This window comes from Thermus sp. H19.2 (assembly GCF_054979525.1).
On the sequence record NZ_CM143429.1, the window covers coordinates 1578001 to 1596481 of the forward strand.

Consider the following 18481-nt stretch of genomic DNA (forward strand, 5'->3'; position numbering starts at 1 on the left):
ATGCTGGACTTCTACGCCCTGGAGAACCTCCTCACCCCGGAGGAGAAGGAGATCCAGAAGGCCGCCCGCCGCTTCCTGGAGAAGGAGGCCCTGCCCCACATCCGCCAATGGTGGGAGGAAGGGGTCTTCCCCACCCACCTCATTCCCAAATTCGCCGAGCTGGGCTTCCTGGGCCCCACCCTCCCCCCCGAGTACGGGGGAGCGGGGGTGACGAGCGCCGCCTACGGCCTCATCGCCTACGAGCTGGAACGGGTGGACTCGGGGCTAAGGAGCTTCGTGAGCGTGCAGAGCTCCCTGGTGATGTACCCCATCTACGCCTACGGGAGCGAGGAGCAAAAGCGGGAGTTCCTCCCAAAGCTCGCCCGCGGGGAGATGGTGGGGTGCTTCGGCCTCACCGAGCCCGACGGGGGCTCGGACCCCTACGGCAACATGAAGACCCGGGCCAGGCGCGAGGGGGACACCTGGGTCCTGAACGGCACCAAGATGTGGATCACCAACGGCAACCTGGCCCACATCGCCATCCTCTGGGCCAAGGACGAGGGGGGAGAGGTCCTGGGCTTTATCGTCCCCACGGACACCCCGGGCTTCCAGGCCCGGGAGGTGAAGCACAAGATGAGCCTGCGGGCCTCGGTGACCAGCGAGCTCGTCCTCGAGGAGGTGCGGGTGCCCGAGTCCTTGCGCCTCCCCAAGGCCCTGGGCCTCAAGGCCCCCCTCTCCTGCCTCACCCAGGCCCGCTTCGGCATCGCCTGGGGGGCCCTGGGCGCCCTGGAGGCGGTCTACGAGGAGGCGGTGGCCTTCGCCAAGAGCCGCTCCACCTTCGGGGAGCCCATCGCCAAGAAGCAGCTGGTCCAGGCCAAGCTCGCCGAGATGCTCGCCTGGCACACGGAGGGCCTCCTCCTCGCCTGGAGGCTTTCCCGGCTCAAGGACGAGGGCAAGCTCACGCCCGCCCAGGTCTCCCTGGCCAAGCGGCAGAACGTCTGGAAGGCCCTTCAGGCCGCCCGCATGGCCCGGGACATCCTGGGGGGAAGCGGCATCACCCTGGAGTACCACGCCATCCGCCACATGCTGAACCTGGAGACCGTCTACACCTACGAGGGCACGCACGACGTCCACACCCTGGTCCTGGGGCGGGAGATCACCGGACTGAGCGCCTTCTAGGCCATGGTGGTGGCCTTCACCGGGGACCCTTTCCTGGCGCGGGAAGCCCTCCTCCAGGAGGCGCGGCTTAAGGGGCTTTCCCGCTTCACCGAGCCCACCCCGGAGGCCCTGGCCCAGGCCCTCGCCCCGGGGCTTTTCGGGGGCGGGGGGGCGATGCTGGACCTGAGGGAGGTGGGGGAGGCGGAGTGGAAGGCCCTAAAGCCCCTTTTGGAAAGCGTGCCCGAGGGCGTCCCCGTCCTCCTCCTGGACCCCAAACCAAGCCCTTCCCGGGCGGCCTTCTACCGGAACCGGGAAAGGCGGGACTTCCCCACCCCCAAGGGCAAGGACCTGGTAAGGCACATAGAAAACCGGGCCAAGCGCCTGGGGCTCAGGCTCCCGGGCGGGGTGGCCCAGTACCTGGCCTCCCTGGGAGGGGACCTCGAGGCCTTAGAGCGGGAGCTGGAGAAGCTTTCCCTCCTCTCCCCTCCCCTCACCCTGGAGAAGGTGGAGAAGGTGGTGGCCCTGAGGCCCCCCCTCACGGGCTTTGACCTGGTGCGCGCCGTCCTGGAGAAGGATCCCAAGGAGGCCCTCCTGCGCCTCAAGCGCCTGAAGGAGGAGGGGGAAGAGCCCCTCAAGCTCCTTGGGGCCCTCTCCTGGCAGTTCGCCCTCCTCGCCCGGGCCTTCTTCCTCCTCCGGGAAAACCCCAGGCCCAAGGAGGAGGACCTGGCCCGCCTCGAGGCCCACCCCTACGCCGCCAAAAAGGCTCTGGAGGCGGCGAGGCGCCTTGGGGAAGAGGCCCTCAAGGAGGCCCTGAATACCCTCATAGAGGCGGAAAAGCGGGCCAAGGAGGGAAAGGACCCCTGGCTCGCCCTGGAAAAGGCGGTCCTCCGCCTAAGCGGTTGACCCATGGGTCAGCCCCGGGTAGACTCGGGGCATGCTCAAGCCCGAGCTGGTGGAGGCGGTGCTGGGGCGAGCCCTTAAGGGCGGGGCCGACTTCGCCGAGGTCTACGCCCAGCGCTCCAAAAGGCGCAGGATGAAGGTGCGCTCCGGGGCCTTGGAGGAGGCCCTCTCCGGCCTGGACTACGGGGCGGGGGTGCGGCTCTTCTTCGGCACCGAGGCGGTCTACGCCTACACCAACGACCTCACCCAAGAAGGCCTCCTGGAGGCCCTGGAAACCCTCCTCCGGGCCAAGGGCGCCCTGGGCCAGGTGGACGAGGGGGGGCGGGGCGGCTTGGACTTCCGCAAGGCCGCCCCCAAAGGCCTCCACGCCCCCAAGGTGCCCTATGGGGAGAAGGACAAGCGCTACCGCCTGGAGAGGCTTTTGGAAGCCGAGGCCGGGGCCCGGATCGCCCCCGAGATCAAGGAGGTGGAGGCGAGCCTTCTGGAGTGGGAGGAGGAGGTCCTCGTGGCCAACACCGAGGGGGCCTGGGCCGAGGAAAAGCGGGTGCGCACCCGGCTTTTCGTCCTCGCCGTGGCCCAGGACGGGACCGAGGTGCAGACGGGCTACAGCGCCCCCGGGAAGAGCGTGGGCCTGGAGCTCTTTGACCTCTACCCCCCGAAGGCGGTGGGGGAAAAGGCCGCCCGTCAAGCCCTCACCAACCTCAAGGCCAGGCCCGCCCCCGCGGGCACCTTCCCGGTGGTGGTGGGCCCGGGCTTCGGTGGGGTCCTCTTCCACGAGGCCGTGGGCCACCTCCTGGAGACCACCAGCGTGGCCAGAAAGGCGAGCGTCCTCGCCGACAAGCTCGGGGAGGTGGTGGCGAGTCCCGCCGTCACCTACATTGACGACGGCACCCTGCCCCACGCCTGGGGCTCCACCGAGATGGACGACGAGGGCCGCCCCACGGAGCGCACGGTGCTGATAGCAGGGGGCATCCTCAAGAGCTACATGGTGGACCGCCTGGGCCACCTCCTCACCGGCTACCCCATGACGGGCTCCGGGCGCAGGCAGGACTACACCTTCGCCCCCACCTCCCGCATGCGCAACACCTTCCTCGCCCCCGGGGAGGCCCGGGCGGAGGACCTCTTCGCCGGGATAGCGTTCGGGCTTTACGCCAAGGAGATGGGGGGCGGGCAGGTGAGGCCGGGAAGCGGGGAGTACAACTTCGCCGTGCAGGAAGGGTACATCGTCCGCAAAGGGCGGATAGAGGAGCCCGTGCGGGGGGCGATGCTGGTGGGCAAGGGCCCCGAGACCCTCATGCGGGTGGTGGCCGTGGCCCAGGACCTGGAGAACGCCCCCGGCATGTGCGGAAGCCTCTCCGGGGCCGTCCCCGTGGAGGTGGGCCAGCCCCACGTGCTGGTCTCGGAGATCGTGGTGGGGGGTAGGGCATGACCCTGGAAGAGGCCAAGGTCTACGTCCTGAAGAGGGCCCGGGAGCTTGGGGTGGAGGCGGAGCTCCTCTTCGGGGAGGAGCGGGAGCTCTCCTTGAGGGCGCGGGAGGGGCGCCTCGAGGAGATCAAGGAGGCAAGGCAAAGGGGCCTCGGCCTCCGGGTGGTGGCGGAAGGGAGGGTGGGCTACGCCTACACCGAGGAACTCTCCCCCGAGGCCCTGGACTGGGCCCTGGCGGAGGCCCGGGAAAACGCCCTCCTCTCCGCCAAGGAGGGCGCCCTGCCCCAAGGAAGGCCCCTGGGAGGCCACGACCTCCTGGGGGAGGGCCTCTCCGCTCCTCTAGAGCGGAAGAAGGAAGCGGCCCTCACCCTGGAAGCGGCCCTTCGCCAGGACCCCCGGGTGAAGAGCGTCCTCATGGGCGGCTACCTGGAGCGGGAGATGCGGCTCGCCCTCGCCAGCACCCAAGGGGCGGAAGGAAGCTTCCGCACGGGCTTCGCCGCGCTGATGGCAAGCTTCGTCATGGCCGAGGGGAAAAGCGTCAAGCAGGGGTGGGACTTTAGGGCGGGGAAGGAGTTCCACGCCCTGGAGCCCGGCCGCACCGCCCTCGAGTTCCGGGAGAAGACGGCAAGGCTTTTGGAGGCCAGGCCCCTGAGGACAGGCCGCTACCGGGCCTACCTGGAGCCCGAGGCCATGGCCATGCTCCTCTCCGTCCTCGCCCAGGCCCTCTCCGGCAAGAACGCCCTGGAGGGGAAAAGCCGCCTCCTGGGGAGGCTTGGGGAAAAGGTGGCGAGCGAGCTCGTGACCCTCATAGACGACCCCACCCTGGAAAAGGGCCTCCTCCCCCGCCCCTTTGACGCCGAGGGCACCCCCACGGCCCGCACCCTGGTGGTGGAGAAGGGGGTCTTCAAGACCTTCCTCCACAACTCGGAAACCGCAAGGGCCCTGGGCCAGAGGAACACCGGCCACGCCGCCCGCGCCTACCGGGGGGTCCTGGGGGTAGCCCCCACCAACCTCTACCTGGAGCCCGTGGGGAACCTCCGCTTCACGGAAGGGGTGCTGGTCACGGAGTTCATGGGCCTCCACGCCGGGGCAAACCCCGTGAGCCTGGACTTCTCCCTCCAGGCCCTGGGGCTTTGGGTGGAGGAGGGGGAGGTGCGGCACGCCGTGGAGAACTTCGCCGTCTCCGGGAACCTCCTGGAACTCCTCCAGGCGGTGGAGGCGGTGGGGGACGACCTGGACTGGCTCCTCCTAGACGCCGCCTACGGGAGCCCCACCGTGGCGGTGGCCGAGCTCTCCTTCGCCGGGGCGTAACCCCGGCACCTCACCGCGGCTTTCGCCGCGGTGGGGGCCCCAAAAGGGCCTCCCCTATCCCTAGGTTCAGGCACCCCAAGGGGCAAATCACATGCAGACCCTTCGCTTGCGCCCGCACGGGGGCCCCGGTAAAAAGAGGCATGAAGGTCTTCGTCACCCGCACCCTTCCCGGGAAGGCCCTGGAGCGGCTTAAGGAGCGGGGCCTCGAGGTGGAGGTTCACCCCGGGCTTTTCATCCCCAAAGAGGAACTCCTAAAGCGGGTGGAAGGGGCGGTGGGCCTCATCCCCACGGTGGAAGACCGCATAGACGCCGAGGTGATGGACCGAGCCGGGCCCGGCCTCAAGGTGATCGCCTGCTACAGCGTGGGGGTAGACCACGTGGACCTGCAGGCGGCCAAGGAGCGGGGCATCCGGGTCACCCACACCCCCGGGGTCCTCACCGAGGCCACCGCCGACCTCACCCTGGCCCTCCTCCTCGCCGTGGCCAAGCGGGTGGTGGAGGGGGCGGCCTACGCCAAGGACGGGCTCTGGAAGGCCTGGCACCCCGAGCTCCTCCTGGGCCTGGACCTCCAGGGCCTAACCCTGGGTCTCATCGGCATGGGCCGGATCGGCCAGGCGGTGGCCAAGAGGGCCCTGGCCTTCGGGATGCGGGTGGTCTACCACGCCCGCACCCCCAAGCCCCTCCCCTACACCTTCCTCTCCCTGGAGGAGCTCCTTAAAGAGGCGGACGTCGTCTCCCTCCACACCCCCCTCACCCCGGAAACCCATAGGCTCCTGAACCGGGAAAGGCTCTTCGCCATGAAGCGGGGGGCCATCCTCCTCAACACCGCCCGGGGGGCCTTGGTGGACACCGAGGCCCTGGTGGAGGCCCTAAGGGGCCACCTCTTCGGGGCGGGCCTGGACGTGACCGACCCCGAGCCCTTGCCCCTGGGCCACCCCCTCTACGCCCTTCCCAACGCCGTCATCACCCCCCACATCGGCTCGGCGGGAAGGAGGACCCGGGAGCGCATGGCCGAGGCGGCGGTGGAGAACCTCCTCGCCGCCTTGGAGGGGAGGGAGCCGCCCAACCCGGTAGTATGACCCCATGAGCTTTTTCATCGGCCTCCTGGCGGGCTTCTTCGGCGGGATGGTGGGTCTTGGGGGCGGGGTGGTCATGATCCCCCTCATGGTGGGGCTCTTAAAGCTTTCCCAGCACAAAGCCCACGGCACCAGCCTGGTGGCCGTCTTCTTCACCGGGTTCGTGGGGGCCTTGACCTACGGCCTGCAAGGCTCCCTAGACCTGAGGGCCGCCTTCTTCCTGGCCCTCACCGCCATCCTCACCGCCCGCTTCGGGGCCCGCTACGCCCACAGCCTCCCGGAAACCTCCCTCAAGCGGGCCTTCGGCTGGTTTCTCTTCCTCGTGGCCTTTCTCCTCCTCCTGAAGCCCTACCTGGCCCCCAGGGGCTTGGTGCAAGGGGAAGCGGTCCAAGACCTAGCCTTGCTCCTCTCCGGCGCCTTCACCGGCTTCCTCTCGGGGATGATGGGGGTGGGCGGGGGGACGATCATGGTCCCGGCCATGGTCCTCCTCTTGGGGATGCCCCAGCACGCCGCCCAGGGAACGAGCCTCCTGGCCATGGTTCCGGCGAGCCTGGTGGGGGCCTACACCCATTTCCGCCTGGGCAACGTGGAGGAACGCCTGGCCCTTGGCCTGGTGCCTGGGGTCTTCCTGGGCACCTTTTTGGGGGGGGAGCTGGCCCACTTCCTGCCCGAAGCGGGCCTGCGCCTGGTTTTCGCCGCCGTACTCCTCTGGACGGCCTGGCGGTACCTCCGTCCCTCTTCCCCGAAAAAGTAACCTAACACCCTATCCAAAGGGCGCAAGTTGCTTTACTTTGGGTTTGGAAGGAGGTGAAAGCCTATGCGTCGCTGGCAGGACTGGGCCAACCTGATCCTGGGCCTTTGGCTGGTTCTCTCGCCGTGGCTCCTGGGCTTCAGCAACACCCCGGCCGCCCTGTGGAACGCCCTCGTCATCGGGGTGGTGGTGGGGCTCATGGCCCTCCTGCACCTCCGGGATGGCCCCATGTGGGAGGAGTGGGTCAACGTGGTCCTGGGCGTTTGGCTCATCCTCTCCCCCTGGATCCTGGGGTTTAGCGGGATGGTCAACGCCATGTGGAACGCGGTGATCGTGGGCCTTCTGGTAGGGGTCCTGGCCCTAAGCGTCACCCGGGAGAGGCCCAAGGCCGCTTAAATACCCCACCGCGGTGGGGGCCCCAAAAGGGCCTCCTCCCAGCTTTATTTCGGGCATCCCGCCCTGCGAAACGGGCGGGCGCTTAACCTTCCCTTGCCCGGACGGGGCGCCGGGTGTAAGGTAGGGGTGGCCTTTAAACCGGTCCCGCGAGGCCGGAAAGGGGGAAAGATGCGAGAAACAAGGGAGCGCGAGAGGAAGGGAAGGAGCGGAGGCTTTGGCCTCCGCCTTTTTTGGGGGGTGGGAGGTGCGCTTTAAAGCAGAGCTCATGAACGCCGAGGAGATGCGGCGGGCCCTTTACCGCATCGCCCACGAGATCGTGGAGGCCAACAAGGGGACGGAGGGCCTGGCCCTGGTGGGGATCCACACCCGGGGCATCCCCCTCGCAGGGCGCATCGCCCGGTTCATCGGGGAGTTTGAGGGGAAGGAGGTGCCCGTGGGGGTCTTGGACATCACCCTCTACCGGGACGACCTCACGGAGATCGGCTACAGGCCGGAGGTGCGGGAGACCCGGATCCCCTTTGACCTCACGGGGAAGGCCATCGTCCTGGTGGACGACGTCCTCTACACGGGCCGCACCGCCCGGGCCGCCTTGGACGCCCTCATGGACCTGGGAAGGCCCAGGCGCATCTACCTCGCGGTCCTCGTGGACCGGGGGCACCGGGAGCTTCCCATCCGGGCGGACTTCGTGGGGAAGAACGTGCCCACCTCGAGGACCGAGGTGGTGAAGGTCAAGGTGGAGGAGGTGGACGGGGAGGACCGGGTGGAGCTTTGGGAAAGGGAGGAGGCATGAGGCACCTCCTGGACTTCCAAGGCTGGGCGAGGGCCGAGGTGGAAAGCCTCCTGGACACGGCCCGGGTCATGCGGGAGGTCCTGGAGCGGCCCATAAAAAAGGTCCCCGCCCTCCAGGGCTTCACCGTGGCCACGGTCTTCTTTGAGCCCTCCACGAGGACCCGCATCTCCTTTGAGCTCGCCGCCCGGCGCATGTCCGCGGACGTGGTCTCCTTCGCCGCCCAGACCAGCAGCCTCCAGAAGGGGGAAAGCTACAAGGACACCCTCCTCACCCTCGAGGCCATGGGGGTGGACGCCTACGTGATCCGGGCCGACAGCGCCGGGGTGCCCCACCAGGCCACCCGCTGGGTCAAGGGGGCCGTGATCAACGGGGGGGACGGCCGCCGCGCCCACCCCACCCAGGCCCTCCTGGACGCCTACACCCTCCTCGAGGCCCTAGGCACCCTGGAGGGGAAGAAGATCACCATCGTGGGGGACATCCTCCACTCCCGGGTGGCCCGCTCAAACGCCGAGCTCCTCTCCCTCCTCGGGGCCCAGGTCGTCTGCGCCGGCCCCTCGAGCCTCCTCCCCCAAGACCTCCCCGGGGCCAGGCTCACCCCAAGCCTAGAGGAGGCCCTGGAGGAGGCGGACGTCGTCATGGTGCTCAGGCTCCAGAAGGAGCGCATGGAGGCGGGGCTCATCCACCTCGAGGACTACATCGCCCGCTACCAGGTGACCGAGAGGAGGCTCGCCCTGGCCAAGCCCCAAGCCCCCCTCCTCCACCCCGGCCCCATGAACCGGGACGTGGAGCTGGAGGGCCGCCTGGCGGACTCGGCGAGGAGCCTGGTCACCCGCCAGGTGCAAAACGGGGTGGCGGTGCGCATGGCGGTGCTCTACCACCTTTTGGTGGGAAAAGGGAGGTGACGTGCGGTACCATGAGGCCATGGTGAAGGCCGAGGAAGCCCTGGCGGAGCTTCTCAACCGGGTGCGGGTGCGCCCCCCGCAAAAGGCCCGCAGGAAGCGTCCCAAGCCGGTGCTCCTAAAGGGAGAAACGCCCCCTCTCCATGAACTCCTCACCCAGGAACGGCGCTAAGGTCTTCTTCGCCGACACCAGCGCTCTCCTCTACCTCGTAGTGGACCACCCTGGCGAGCCCTTCGCCTGGGTTCGGGGCCTCCTCCGGGAGGCCCCCCTGGCGGCCTGCGACCTCTTCCTTCCAGAAGCCGTGGCCGCCCTAAGAGGGCGCCGGGACGGGGGCCACCTGAGCCCGAGGGGCTTTCGGAAGGCGGTGCGGTCTCTGGAAGAGCTGCTGCCGAGCCTTTACCTCGTGGAAAGCGGCCTGGCCCTGATGCAGGCGGCAAGCCTCCTTGCCCGCGAGTATCCCCTGCGGGGAGCGGACGCCGTCCACCTGGCGGCGGCCATGGCCCTTTTTCGCCAGGTTGCGGGGGTGTTCTTGACCCTGGACCGCAGGCAATACCGGGTGGCCAAGGCTCTGGTGCCCACCTACCCGGTGCCCGAACTGGAGGAAGCATGATCCTGATCCGAAACGTACGGCTCGTGGACGCTATGGGGGAACGCGGCCCCCTGGACATCCTCATCGGCGAGGGGAGGATCCTCTCCCTGGAAGGAGGCGAGGCCCAGCGGGTCGTGGACGGCACGGGGTGCTTCCTCGCCCCGGGGTTTTTGGACCTCCACGCCCACCTTAGGGAGCCGGGAGAGGAGGTGAAGGAGGACCTCTTCTCGGGGCTTCGCGCGGCAGTGCGGGGGGGGTACACCGACCTCGTCTCCATGCCCAACACGAGCCCCCCTGTGGACACCCCGGAGGCGGTGCGGGCCCTGAAGGAAAAGGCCAAGGCCCTGGGCCTCGCAAGGCTCCACCCCGCGGCCGCCCTCACGGAGGGGCAGGAGGGGAAGCACCTCGCCCCGGCGGGGCTTTTGAAGGAGGCTGGGGCGGTCCTCCTCACCGACGACGGCCGCACCAACGAGGACGCCGGGGTCTTGGCGGCGGGGCTCCTCATGGCTGCACCCTTGGGCCTCCCCGTGGCGGTGCACGCGGAGGACGCGGGCCTAAGGCGAAATGGGGTCATGAACGATGGCCCCCTCGCCGACCTCTTGGGCCTGCCGGGCAACCCCCCCGAGGCCGAGGCCGCCCGCATCGCCCGGGACCTCGAGGTCCTGCGCTACGCCTTAAGGCGAAGCCAGGCCACCCCCCGCCTCCACGTCCAGCACCTCTCCACCAGGCGGGGCCTGGAGCTCATAAGGGAGGCCAAGCGGGCGGGCCTTCCCGTGAGCGCCGAGGCCACCCCCCACCACCTCACCCTCACCGAGGAGGCCCTGAGGGCCTTTGACCCCCTCTTCAAGGTGGCCCCGCCCCTGCGGGCGGAGGAGGACCGGGAGGCCCTCATAGAGGGGCTTTTGGACGGCACCTTAGACGCCGTCGCCACCGACCACGCCCCCCACACCCTGGCGGAGAAGGAGGGGGACCTCCTCCGGGCCCCCTTCGGGATCCCCAGCCTGGAGGTGGCCTTCCCCCTCCTCTACACCGAGCTCCACCTGAAGCGGGGCTTTCCCCTCCCAAGGCTCGTGGAGCTTTTCACCGACGGCCCCAGGCGGGTCCTGGGCCTTTCCCCCCTCCGCCTGGAGGAAGGGGCCGAGGCGAGCCTCGTCCTCCTCTCCCCCAAGGAGCGCCCCGTGGACCCCAGCACCTTCGCCTCCAAGGCCCGCTACTCCCCCTGGGCGGGGTGGGTCCTTGGGGGCTGGCCCGTCCTCACCCTGGTGGAGGGGCGAGTGGTTTTCCAGGCGCCAGAATAGCGGACGCCATCGGCCTCGGGCTGGAGTGGGTGGAGGGGCTTCCCCTCTGGGAGGCCCGCCCTCCCTACCGGCACCCGAAGGCGGTGGACCGGATCCGGCAAAGCCTCCGCCCCAAGGAAGGGTCCTCCTGCCCCTGTATCCGCGTGGCCGGCGTCTACGTGCGCTTTCCCGACGGCTCCTACAAAAGGCCCGACATCGCCATCTTCTGCCGGGAGCCCGAGGAGCTGGACGAGGCCATCACCCTTCTCCCCGAGGCGGTGGTGGAGGTGGTGAGCCGGGGCTACGAGGCCAAGGGCCTGGAAATCGCCCCCCGCTCCTGCCTCTCCCAGGAGGTGAAGGACGTGGTGGTCTTTGACCCCTACACCCTTCTCGTCCTCCACCTGCGCCGGGACGGGGCTTTCCGCCACGTCTCCCCCGTGGAGCTGGAGCTCGAGGCGGGCTGTCTCCTCACCGTATGACCTTTTCCCGGGTTCACGGGCGGCGAAGCTCCCTCAGGGAGGGAACCCCCTCGGCCTCCATGAGGCGGAGAAGCCCCAGGAGGAGCCGCCTGGGGAAGAGGGGCCCTCCGTAGACGAAGCCCGTGTAGACCTGGACCAGGCTGGCCCCGGCCTTGAGCCTCTCCCAGAGGTCCCAAGGGGTCTCCACGCCCCCCACGCTCACCAGGGCAAGCCCCTCCGCGCCCTCCGCCAGGTGGCGGAGGACCTCCAAGGCCCTCCTCTTCAGGGGCCTTCCCGAAAGGCCCCCAGCCTCTCCCGCCAGAGGGCTCCTTAGGCCCTCCCGGGCGAGGGTGGTGTTCACCGCCACCAGGCCCTGCAGGCGGTGCTTCTTGGCCAGGGCGAGGACCTCGTCCAGGGCCCTGGGGGAAAGGTCCGGGGCCACCTTGAGGAGGAGGGGCTTGGGGGTGGCCGGGCGTAGGCGGGCAAGGAGCTCGTCCAGGAAGGGGCCTTCCTGGAGGGCGCGGAGGCCCGGGGTGTTGGGGGAGCTGACGTTCAAGACGAAGTAGTCCCCAAAAGGCTCCAAGAGGCGCAGGGCCTCGATGTAGTCCTCCGCCGCCCGCTCCAAAGGCGTGTCCCGGTTCTTTCCCAGGTTCACCCCAATGGGCAAGGGAAGCCCCCTCTGGCGGAAGCGCTTTAGGCGCGTGGCGGCCTCCTCTGCCCCCCGGTTGTTGAAGCCCATGCGGTTGATGAGGGCGTGGTCCTCGGGAAGGCGGAAAAGCCTCGGCCTGGGGTTTCCCTCCTGGGGCCTCGGGGTGAGGGTCCCCACCTCGGCGAAGCCGAAGCCCAGGGCCCACCAGGCCCCTAAGGCCCTGGCATCCTTGTCCATCCCCGCGGCGAGGCCTAGAGGGTTGGGAAAGGAGACCCCAAAGGCCTCCACCCTCAGGCGGGGGTCCTCCACCCGGAGAAGCCTTCCCGGCACCTCCAAAAGGGGCCCCCTTTCCGACCAGAAGGCGAGGAGCCCCAGGGCGAGCCCGTGGGCGCGCTCGGCCTCTAGGGCGAAGAGCAGGCGGTGCATGCCCCCATGCTATCCGGACGGGTTAGGATGGAGCCATGCGCCCTCGGTCCTTGCTTCCCTTGGCCCTAGGAACCCTCCTCGCCGCCTGCTCCGCCACCTTCACCCTCCCCCTTCCCGACCGGAGCGTGAGGGTGGCCGCCGTGGGGGACACGGCGGGCCGGGTGGTCTACCCGGCGGAGGCCCTGAGCTTTTCCCCTCCCGGGAGCGTCCTGAAGGACGCCCGGGTGGAGGGCGTCCTCGAGGCCAGCCAGCCCCTTCTCCTCACCCTGGACCTCTACGCCCGCACCCAGGACCCCGCCAGTGGCTGCCTGGCCCTCCCCGACCCCACCACCCCCTACGCCTACGCCTGCTCCGTGGGCCCCGAGGACGAGAAGGTGGGAGAAGCCCGTTTCAATGGCACCTCTACCGCCTCCTTCTCCCTGAAGGGCACCCACCTCACGGAGGGCTTGCAGGAGGGAAGGCTCTGGCTTGGGGTCATGGCCCAGGGCCTTCCCGCTGCCCAGGTCACCCTCACCTTCAAGAACCTGCGGGCCACCCTCACCCTAGGGCTCTAGCCCTTTGTGCCCTAGGGCGCCTGGGCCCTGGGCCCAGAGGGTATCATGGGGGTAGATGAAGGACGTCTTGCGCCTGGAACTGCCCGTCCTGCCCTTAAGGAACACCGTCATCCTCCCCCACACCACCACGGGGGTGGACGTGGGCCGCATGAAGAGCAAGCGGGCGGTGGAGGAGGCCCTCTCCGCCGACCGGTACATCTTCCTGGTGGCCCAGAAGGACCCCGAGGTGGACGACCCCACCCCGGAGGACCTCTACGCCGTGGGCACCCTGGCCGTGGTCAAGCAGGCCATGCGCCTTCCCGACGGCACCCTGCAGGTGATGGTGGAGGCGAGGAGCCGGGCGAGGCTCCTCCAGTACGTGGCCGCCCCCTACCTCCGGGCCGTGGGAGAGGTCCTTCCCGAACCCCCTCTCCAGGACCCAAGCCTGGCCCGGGTCCTGGTGGGGGAGGTGCAGGAGGCCTTTGAACGCTACCTGCAGAACCACAAGACCCTGCGCCTGGACCGCTACCAGCAGGAGGCGGTCAAGAGCACCCGGGACCCCGCCATCCTGGCGGACCTCGTGGCCCACCACGCCACCTGGCCCTTGGAGGACAAGCAGGACCTCCTGGAAACCCCCCAGGTGGAGGAGCGCCTGAAGAAAGTCCTGGCCCTCCTCCTGCGCGACCTGGAGCGCTTTGAGCTGGACAAGAAGATCGCCGCCCGGGTCAAGGAGCAGATGGACCAGAACCAGAGGGAGTACTACCTCCGGGAGCAGATGAAGGCCATCCAGAAGGAGCTCGGGGGCGGGGAGGACTTTCTCTCGGAGATAGAGGAACTCCGCGAGCGCATAGAAAAGAAGGGGATGCCCGAGCCCGTGAAGGAAAAGGCCCTCAAGGAACTCAAGCGCCTGGAGCGCATGCAGCCCGGCTCCCCCGAGGCCACGGTGAGCCGCACCTACCTGGACTGGCTCCTGGAGGTCCCCTGGACCGAGGCCGACCCCGAGGTCTTGGACATCTCCGTCACCCGGCGCGTCCTGGACGAGGACCACTACGGCCTGAAGGACGTCAAGGAGCGCATCCTGGAGTACCTGGCGGTGCGCCAGCTCACCCAGGGGAAGGAGGTGAAAGGCCACGCCCCCATCCTCTGCTTCGTGGGGCCTCCTGGGGTGGGCAAGACCTCCTTAGGCAAGAGCATCGCCCGGAGCATGAACCGCAAGTTCCACCGCATCTCCTTGGGCGGGGTGCGGGACGAGGCGGAGATCCGGGGCCACCGCCGCACCTACATCGGGGCCCTGCCCGGCAAGATCGTCCAGGGGATGAAGCAGGTGGGGGTGGTGAACCCGGTCTTCCTCCTGGACGAGATCGACAAGCTCTCCTCCGACTGGCGGGGGGACCCGGCGGCGGCCCTTCTGGAGGTCCTAGACCCCGAGCAGAACCACACCTTCACCGACCACTACCTGGACGTGCCCTACGACCTCTCCAAGGTCTTCTTCATCACCACCGCCAACACCCTCTCCACCATCCCCAGGCCCCTCCTGGACCGGATGGAGGTCATTGAGATCCCCGGCTACACCCTCCAGGAAAAGCGGGCCATCGCCCGCCACTTCCGCTGGCCCTTCCAGGTGAAGGAGGCGGGGCTTGAGGGGAAGCTGGAGATCACCGACCGGGCCATAGAGCGCATCGTCCAGGAGTACACCCGGGAGGCCGGGGTGAGGAACCTAGACCGGGAGCTCTCCAAGGTGGCCAGGAAGGCCGCCAAGGACTACCTGGAAAAGCCCTGGGAAGGCGTCAAGGTGGTGGACGCCGAGGACCTCGAGGCCTACCTGGGCGTGCCCAAGTACCGCCCCGACCGGGCGGAGAGGGCGCCCCAGGTGGGCCTGGCCCAAGGGCTGGCCTGGACCCCCTACGGGGGCACCCTCCTCACCATTGAGGCCGTGGCGGTGCCCGGCACGGGCAAGGTGAACCTCACCGGGAATCTGGGGGAGGTGATGAAGGAGTCGGCCCACGCCGCCCTCACCTACCTCCGGGCCCACCGGGAGGAGTGGGGGCTCCCCGAGGGCTTCCACAAGGACTACGACCTCCACATCCACGTGCCCGAGGGCGCCACCCCCAAAGACGGCCCCTCGGCGGGCATCACCATGGCCACCGCCCTGGCGAGCGCCCTCACGGGCCGCCCGGTGCGCATGGACATCGCCATGACCGGGGAGATCACCCTAAGGGGCAAGGTCCTCCCCATCGGCGGGGTGAAGGAAAAGCTTTTGGCCGCCCACCAGGCGGGGATCTACCGGGTCATCCTCCCCAAGGAGAACGCCCCCGAGCTCAAGGAGGTGCCGGAGGAGGTCCTCAAGGACCTGGAGATCCTCTTCGTGGAGGAGGTGGGGGAGGTCCTTAGGCTTCTCCTCCTCCCTCCCCCGCCGCCCACCCTCCCCGCCGACAGGCCCCAGCCGGGGGCGGGGGCTTAGGGAAGCTCCTCCTTGCGGTTGGCGTTGAGGAAAACCCTTTCCCCGAATCGGGCCACCACCTCCTCCGCGGGGACGTAGGTGGCCCCCAGGACCTCCATCACCCGCCTTAAGAGGAAGTCCCCCTCCCGTATCTGCCTCTCCACCTGGGGCAGGCAGTCCCGGTGGTAAAAGGCCATGAGAGGCTCCAGGTGCCCCTCGGGGCTAAAGGGCACCACCACGGGATAGGGGGAGGAGTGGGCCTTCTCGTGGAGAAAGTCCCAGTACTCCCGGGTCAGGAAGGGCAGGTCGGTGGCCGCCACCGCCACCCAGGGGAAGCGGGCGTGGCGGAGGGCCGAGTGGAGGCCGGAGAGGCTATCCGCCCCCGGCAGGAGGTCGGGGTAGACGGGGACGCCAAACCCGGGGTAGGGGCGGTTGGCCACGATGAAGCGCTGGGAAGCTCCAGAAAGGCTTTCCAAGACCCTTGCCAAAAGGGGTTTCCCCTCGTAGACGAAAAGGGCCTTGTCCTCCCCGAAGCGCCTCGAGGCCCCCCCTGCCAGCACCGCGCCCGAGTACACCCTCCAGTTTAAAGCCGGGAGGCGATCCTCTCCGCAAGGAGGGGGGCGTGGAGGAAGCCCGTGGAACCAAAGCCCGTGATGGCGAACCCGCCCTCCACGGGGAAAAGGTGGGGCCCGGGGAGGCGGAAGCGCACCCCCCGCCAAGCCGAGGCCACCCGGGGACGGTAGCCCACCAAGGCCTCGGCCCCCTGGAGGAGCCACTCCACCTCCCCCTCGGTGGGCGGGGGCAGGCGGGGGCTTTCCTCGTGGGGCAGGTAGCTTCCCCCAAGGGCGGCCCCCGCCAGGTAGACCCGGTGGCTCACCGCGCGGGGGAAGTAGTCCCAAAGGGTGAGGACCAGCCCCGGGATGTGCCGCCCCTCGAGGCCCAAAAGGTGCGCCCCACGGCTTCCCCCGGCGTAGACCAGCACCTCCCCCCTAACCCGCCCGCCTCCCTCCAGGAGCAAGTACGGGGGCTCCCAGGCGAGGACCCGCCCCCAAAGGAGGGGAAGCCCTTCGGCGAGGCGGGCTAAAAGGGGCCTGGGCTCCAGCCAGAAGGCCTCCTCCAGAAGCACCCCCTCCCTCTCCCAGCGGTGCTTGAGGCCGGAAAGCCTGCCCGCCACCTTGGGGTGCTCGGCCTCGGGGACGGGGCGGAAGACCCCAAGGTGAAGCTCGGCGAAGCGGCCGTAGAAGGCAAGGGCCCTCTCCAAGGCCCTTTCCCCCTCCTCCGCCAAGGTGAAGCGCCTTCCCCGCAAGGGGTTCACCAGGGCCACGGGGGGGCGGCTCGCCTCCCCCAGGGCCTCGGCCACCACCAAGACCCTTCGCCCCCTTTCCCAGAGGAGCCGGGCTAGGGTGAGCCCCGCCACCCCGGCCCCCAGGACCACCACCTCCGCCTCCCGCATGGCGCCTAAATACCCCACCGTGGCTTTCGCGGGGGCCCCAGAAGGGCTTCCCTCCAACCCCGATTCGGGCATCCCATGTCGCGAAACGAAAGCGCGGGCACCCAGGTACCCCTTGGGTTTCCCTAGAAGCGGTACCCCTCCCCCTCCCTCCGGCAAAGGCCCCGCTCCCGCAGGCCCTCCAAAAGCTCCCGGGCCTCCTCCTCCGGCAAAAAGGGGGAAAGGTGGTGGGGAAGCAGGTACCCGCCCCGCCGCCAGGCCTCCTTCATGGCCAGGCGCTCCAGGGCGGGCCTCGAGGGCCCCCGCCGGAGCAGCCTTTCCTGCCAGCGGGCCACCCCTCCATAGAGGAGACCCGCAAGGCCCAAGGCCAGGACCCAGCCCACCCCGGTGAAGCGAAAGCCGGCGAGGACCAGGAGAAATAGGGCCGAGGCCACAAGGAGGGGAAGGAAGGGGCGCACCCTTACCCCCTAGGCCACGGGCAGGGGGATGGGGGCAGGCACCTCGGCCCCCACCACCTCCCCGAAGAGCAGGTGGGGCGTGGCCTGCTTGATCTCCACCTGGTAGAGGCCCGGCACCGGGGCCTGGGAAGCGGGGAGGAGCACGGGGTGGTTCCCCCGGTCGTGCCCCTGCACATACCCCTCCTCCTTGGCCTCGCCCCGCACCAGGACCTCCACGGTCTTCCCCACCCACTCCAGGTTCCTCCGGTAGCTCCACTCCTTCTGCTTCTCAATGAGGCGCTGGAGGCGCTCCACCTTCACCTCCCGGGGCAGGTCCTGGAAGTGCTTGTAGGCCGGGGTGCCGGGGCGGGGCGAGTAAATGAACATGTAGGCCTGGTCGTACCCCACCTCGTCGTAGAGGGAGAGGGTCTCCTGGAAGTCCTCCTCCGTCTCCCCGGGGAAGCCCACGATGATGTCGGTGGAAAGGACCGCATCGGGGAGCACCTCGCGGATCCTCCGGATCCTATCCAGGTAGTGCGCCCGGCGGTACTCCCGGGCCATGCGGCGGAGCACCCGGTCGGAGCCCGACTGCACGGGCAGGTGGATGTAGCGGCAGATGGCCGGGGTCTCGGCGATGGCCTCAATGATGTCGTCGGTGAAGTTCACCGGGTGGCTGGTGAGGAAGCGCACCCGGGGGATGCCCATCCGGCCCACCATGCGGAGGAGCTCGGCGAAGGAGGGGAAGCCCGGCTGGTCCTTGCCGTAGGAGTTCACGTTCTGGCCGAGGAGGGTGACCTCCACCACCCCCGCCTGTTTCAGAAGCTCAATCTCCCTCAGGATGAGGTCGGGGTGGCGGGAGACCTCGGGGCCGCGGGTGGTGGGGACGATGCAGTAGGTGCAGTGGTGGTTGCACCCGCGGATGATGGTCACGTGGGCGGAAAGGGCCCCCTTGGGGGGCGGGGGAATGTAGTCCAGGACGTCCTCCCGGAAGGTGAGGTCAAAGAACCTCTCGTTCGCCTTCAAAGCCTCCGGGAGAGAGGTCAAGGCCCCGGGGCCCAGAAGGACGTCCACCCCGAACTTCTTGGCCATCTGCTGGCCCTCGTCCAGCTGGGCCAGGCAACCCATCATGCCGATGAGGAGGCCCCGCCTTTCCTTCTCCTTGCGGAGGTTTCCCAGGAGGGAGCGCACCTTCTCCACGGGCTTGCCCCGCACGGCGCAGGTGTTCACCAGAACGAAATCCGCCTCCTCCACCGAGTCCACGAGCTCCCACCCCAGGCTCACGAGCTCGCTGGCCACCAGGTGGGAGTCGTACTCGTTCATCTGGCATCCGTAGGTGATGATGTGCGCGCGCATACACCTCCGAGGGCGACCGGGGGGATCCCGGGCCCATCCCCTTAGTGTAGCAAGAAAAACCCCGCCTTGAAGGCGGGGCCCTTGGTGGCGGCGGTGGGACTCGAACCCACGACACCACGATTATGAGTCGTGTGCTCTGACCACCTGAGCTACGCCGCCCAGCGCCAGGCAACCCCCATCATA

The 18481-nt window shown here is 68.9% G+C and carries 20 protein-coding genes and 1 tRNA gene; 15 read left to right on the plus strand and 6 right to left on the minus strand.

Going from position 1 to position 18481, the window contains the following annotated elements:
* The 13 genes from ACY5J6_RS08565 to ACY5J6_RS08625 all read left to right on the plus strand — a co-directional run bounded on the left by ACY5J6_RS08565 (position 1) and on the right by ACY5J6_RS08625 (position 11031).
* Positions 1–1158 carry an acyl-CoA dehydrogenase family protein gene (locus tag ACY5J6_RS08565; RefSeq protein WP_462844560.1) on the plus strand — a complete coding sequence of 386 codons (1158 nt, stop codon included), beginning with the start codon at positions 1–3 and terminating at the stop codon, positions 1156–1158.
* A gap of 3 nt (positions 1159–1161) precedes the next feature.
* On the plus strand, positions 1162–2040 hold the full coding sequence (gene holA / locus ACY5J6_RS08570; protein ID WP_462844561.1) for a DNA polymerase III subunit delta: 879 nt from the start codon (positions 1162–1164) through the stop codon (positions 2038–2040).
* 31 nt (positions 2041–2071) lie between these two features.
* Positions 2072–3466, plus strand: a complete 1395-nt coding sequence (locus ACY5J6_RS08575) for a TldD/PmbA family protein (protein ID WP_462844562.1) — start codon at positions 2072–2074, stop codon at positions 3464–3466.
* Complete coding sequence (locus ACY5J6_RS08580) at positions 3463–4773, plus strand: TldD/PmbA family protein (RefSeq protein WP_462844563.1); 1311 nt, start codon at positions 3463–3465, stop codon at positions 4771–4773. The genes ACY5J6_RS08575 and ACY5J6_RS08580 overlap by 4 nt, the downstream gene beginning before the upstream one ends.
* Before the next feature lie 140 nt (positions 4774–4913).
* Positions 4914–5852 (plus strand): 2-hydroxyacid dehydrogenase, encoded by a 939-nt coding sequence (locus ACY5J6_RS08585; protein ID WP_462844564.1) that lies wholly within the window; start codon positions 4914–4916, stop codon positions 5850–5852.
* Positions 5853–5856: 4 nt separating this feature from the next.
* The gene (locus ACY5J6_RS08590; RefSeq protein ID WP_462844565.1) at positions 5857–6603 is read left to right on the plus strand and encodes a sulfite exporter TauE/SafE family protein; all 747 of its coding nucleotides are present in this window, start codon (positions 5857–5859) and stop codon (positions 6601–6603) included.
* A gap of 63 nt (positions 6604–6666) precedes the next feature.
* Positions 6667–6996, plus strand: coding sequence for an SPW repeat protein (locus ACY5J6_RS08595; protein WP_462844566.1), 330 nt, complete (start codon positions 6667–6669; stop codon positions 6994–6996).
* Positions 6997–7240: 244 nt separating this feature from the next.
* Positions 7241–7786 (plus strand): bifunctional pyr operon transcriptional regulator/uracil phosphoribosyltransferase PyrR, encoded by a 546-nt coding sequence (pyrR, locus tag ACY5J6_RS08600; protein WP_462844567.1) that lies wholly within the window; start codon positions 7241–7243, stop codon positions 7784–7786.
* Entirely contained in the window at positions 7783–8688 is a 906-nt protein-coding gene (locus ACY5J6_RS08605; protein ID WP_462844568.1) for an aspartate carbamoyltransferase catalytic subunit, read from the plus strand. The genes pyrR and ACY5J6_RS08605 overlap by 4 nt, the downstream gene beginning before the upstream one ends.
* A 19-nt stretch (positions 8689–8707) precedes the next feature.
* Complete coding sequence (locus ACY5J6_RS08610) at positions 8708–8857, plus strand: hypothetical protein (protein ID WP_167345968.1); 150 nt, start codon at positions 8708–8710, stop codon at positions 8855–8857.
* Complete coding sequence (locus ACY5J6_RS08615) at positions 8829–9296, plus strand: type II toxin-antitoxin system VapC family toxin (RefSeq protein WP_462844569.1); 468 nt, start codon at positions 8829–8831, stop codon at positions 9294–9296. Before ACY5J6_RS08610 ends, ACY5J6_RS08615 begins: the two co-directional genes overlap by 29 nt.
* Positions 9293–10573, plus strand: coding sequence for a dihydroorotase (locus tag ACY5J6_RS08620; protein WP_462844570.1), 1281 nt, complete (start codon positions 9293–9295; stop codon positions 10571–10573). The genes ACY5J6_RS08615 and ACY5J6_RS08620 overlap by 4 nt, the downstream gene beginning before the upstream one ends.
* Positions 10570–11031 (plus strand): Uma2 family endonuclease, encoded by a 462-nt coding sequence (locus tag ACY5J6_RS08625; RefSeq protein ID WP_462846514.1) that lies wholly within the window; start codon positions 10570–10572, stop codon positions 11029–11031. Before ACY5J6_RS08620 ends, ACY5J6_RS08625 begins: the two co-directional genes overlap by 4 nt.
* Before the next feature lie 13 nt (positions 11032–11044).
* Here ACY5J6_RS08625 and ACY5J6_RS08630 read toward each other — a convergent pair whose 3' ends face one another.
* Positions 11045–12085: a quinone-dependent dihydroorotate dehydrogenase gene (locus ACY5J6_RS08630; protein WP_462844571.1), complete on the minus strand. Its 1041-nt coding sequence runs from the start codon at positions 12083–12085 to the stop codon at positions 11045–11047.
* Between the two features lie 35 nt (positions 12086–12120).
* Here ACY5J6_RS08630 and ACY5J6_RS08635 point away from each other — a divergent pair, with 35 nt between their 5' ends.
* Together ACY5J6_RS08635 and lon are read left to right on the plus strand one after the other, a co-directional pair.
* Positions 12121–12639: a hypothetical protein gene (locus ACY5J6_RS08635; RefSeq protein WP_462844572.1), complete on the plus strand. Its 519-nt coding sequence runs from the start codon at positions 12121–12123 to the stop codon at positions 12637–12639.
* A 55-nt stretch (positions 12640–12694) separates the two neighbouring features.
* Positions 12695–15079, plus strand: a complete 2385-nt coding sequence (lon, locus tag ACY5J6_RS08640) for an endopeptidase La (protein ID WP_462844573.1) — start codon at positions 12695–12697, stop codon at positions 15077–15079.
* Here the strand turns inward: lon and ACY5J6_RS08645 are convergent.
* The 5 genes from ACY5J6_RS08645 to ACY5J6_RS08665 form a co-directional block, all read right to left on the minus strand.
* Positions 15076–15633, minus strand: coding sequence for an NTP transferase domain-containing protein (locus ACY5J6_RS08645; RefSeq protein WP_054638099.1), 558 nt, complete (start codon positions 15631–15633; stop codon positions 15076–15078). The genes lon and ACY5J6_RS08645 overlap by 4 nt on opposite strands.
* An 8-nt stretch (positions 15634–15641) precedes the next feature.
* Positions 15642–16511 (minus strand): NAD(P)/FAD-dependent oxidoreductase, encoded by an 870-nt coding sequence (locus tag ACY5J6_RS08650; protein WP_462844574.1) that lies wholly within the window; start codon positions 16509–16511, stop codon positions 15642–15644.
* A 122-nt stretch (positions 16512–16633) separates the two neighbouring features.
* The gene (locus ACY5J6_RS08655; RefSeq protein ID WP_462844575.1) at positions 16634–16966 is read right to left on the minus strand and encodes a hypothetical protein; all 333 of its coding nucleotides are present in this window, start codon (positions 16964–16966) and stop codon (positions 16634–16636) included.
* A 9-nt stretch (positions 16967–16975) separates the two neighbouring features.
* Entirely contained in the window at positions 16976–18298 is a 1323-nt protein-coding gene (gene miaB / locus ACY5J6_RS08660; RefSeq protein WP_462844576.1) for a tRNA (N6-isopentenyl adenosine(37)-C2)-methylthiotransferase MiaB, read from the minus strand.
* A gap of 82 nt (positions 18299–18380) precedes the next feature.
* Positions 18381–18457: transfer RNA gene (locus ACY5J6_RS08665), tRNA-Met, on the minus strand.
* Positions 18458–18481 lie beyond the last annotated feature (24 nt).

What these genes read in the sequence shown, in the direction of transcription:
- ACY5J6_RS08605 (WP_462844568.1), top strand. Translation starts at nt 7,783, where the DNA reads ATGAGGCACCTCCTGGACTTCCAAGGCTGGGCGAGGGCCGAGGTGGAA.
- ACY5J6_RS08575 (WP_462844562.1), top strand. Translation starts at nt 2,072, where the DNA reads ATGCTCAAGCCCGAGCTGGTGGAGGCGGTGCTGGGGCGAGCCCTTAAG.
- ACY5J6_RS08620 (WP_462844570.1), top strand. Translation starts at nt 9,293, where the DNA reads ATGATCCTGATCCGAAACGTACGGCTCGTGGACGCTATGGGGGAACGC.
- ACY5J6_RS08565 (WP_462844560.1), top strand. Translation starts at nt 1, where the DNA reads ATGCTGGACTTCTACGCCCTGGAGAACCTCCTCACCCCGGAGGAGAAG.
- miaB (WP_462844576.1), bottom strand. Translation starts at nt 18,298, where the DNA reads ATGCGCGCGCACATCATCACCTACGGATGCCAGATGAACGAGTACGAC.
- ACY5J6_RS08580 (WP_462844563.1), top strand. Translation starts at nt 3,463, where the DNA reads ATGACCCTGGAAGAGGCCAAGGTCTACGTCCTGAAGAGGGCCCGGGAG.
- ACY5J6_RS08615 (WP_462844569.1), top strand. Translation starts at nt 8,829, where the DNA reads ATGAACTCCTCACCCAGGAACGGCGCTAAGGTCTTCTTCGCCGACACC.
- ACY5J6_RS08650 (WP_462844574.1), bottom strand. Translation starts at nt 16,511, where the DNA reads ATGCGGGAGGCGGAGGTGGTGGTCCTGGGGGCCGGGGTGGCGGGGCTC.
- ACY5J6_RS08590 (WP_462844565.1), top strand. Translation starts at nt 5,857, where the DNA reads ATGAGCTTTTTCATCGGCCTCCTGGCGGGCTTCTTCGGCGGGATGGTG.
- ACY5J6_RS08635 (WP_462844572.1), top strand. Translation starts at nt 12,121, where the DNA reads ATGCGCCCTCGGTCCTTGCTTCCCTTGGCCCTAGGAACCCTCCTCGCC.
- ACY5J6_RS08610 (WP_167345968.1), top strand. Translation starts at nt 8,708, where the DNA reads ATGGTGAAGGCCGAGGAAGCCCTGGCGGAGCTTCTCAACCGGGTGCGG.
- holA (WP_462844561.1), top strand. Translation starts at nt 1,162, where the DNA reads ATGGTGGTGGCCTTCACCGGGGACCCTTTCCTGGCGCGGGAAGCCCTC.
- lon (WP_462844573.1), top strand. Translation starts at nt 12,695, where the DNA reads ATGAAGGACGTCTTGCGCCTGGAACTGCCCGTCCTGCCCTTAAGGAAC.
- ACY5J6_RS08630 (WP_462844571.1), bottom strand. Translation starts at nt 12,085, where the DNA reads ATGCACCGCCTGCTCTTCGCCCTAGAGGCCGAGCGCGCCCACGGGCTC.
- ACY5J6_RS08595 (WP_462844566.1), top strand. Translation starts at nt 6,667, where the DNA reads ATGCGTCGCTGGCAGGACTGGGCCAACCTGATCCTGGGCCTTTGGCTG.
- ACY5J6_RS08585 (WP_462844564.1), top strand. Translation starts at nt 4,914, where the DNA reads ATGAAGGTCTTCGTCACCCGCACCCTTCCCGGGAAGGCCCTGGAGCGG.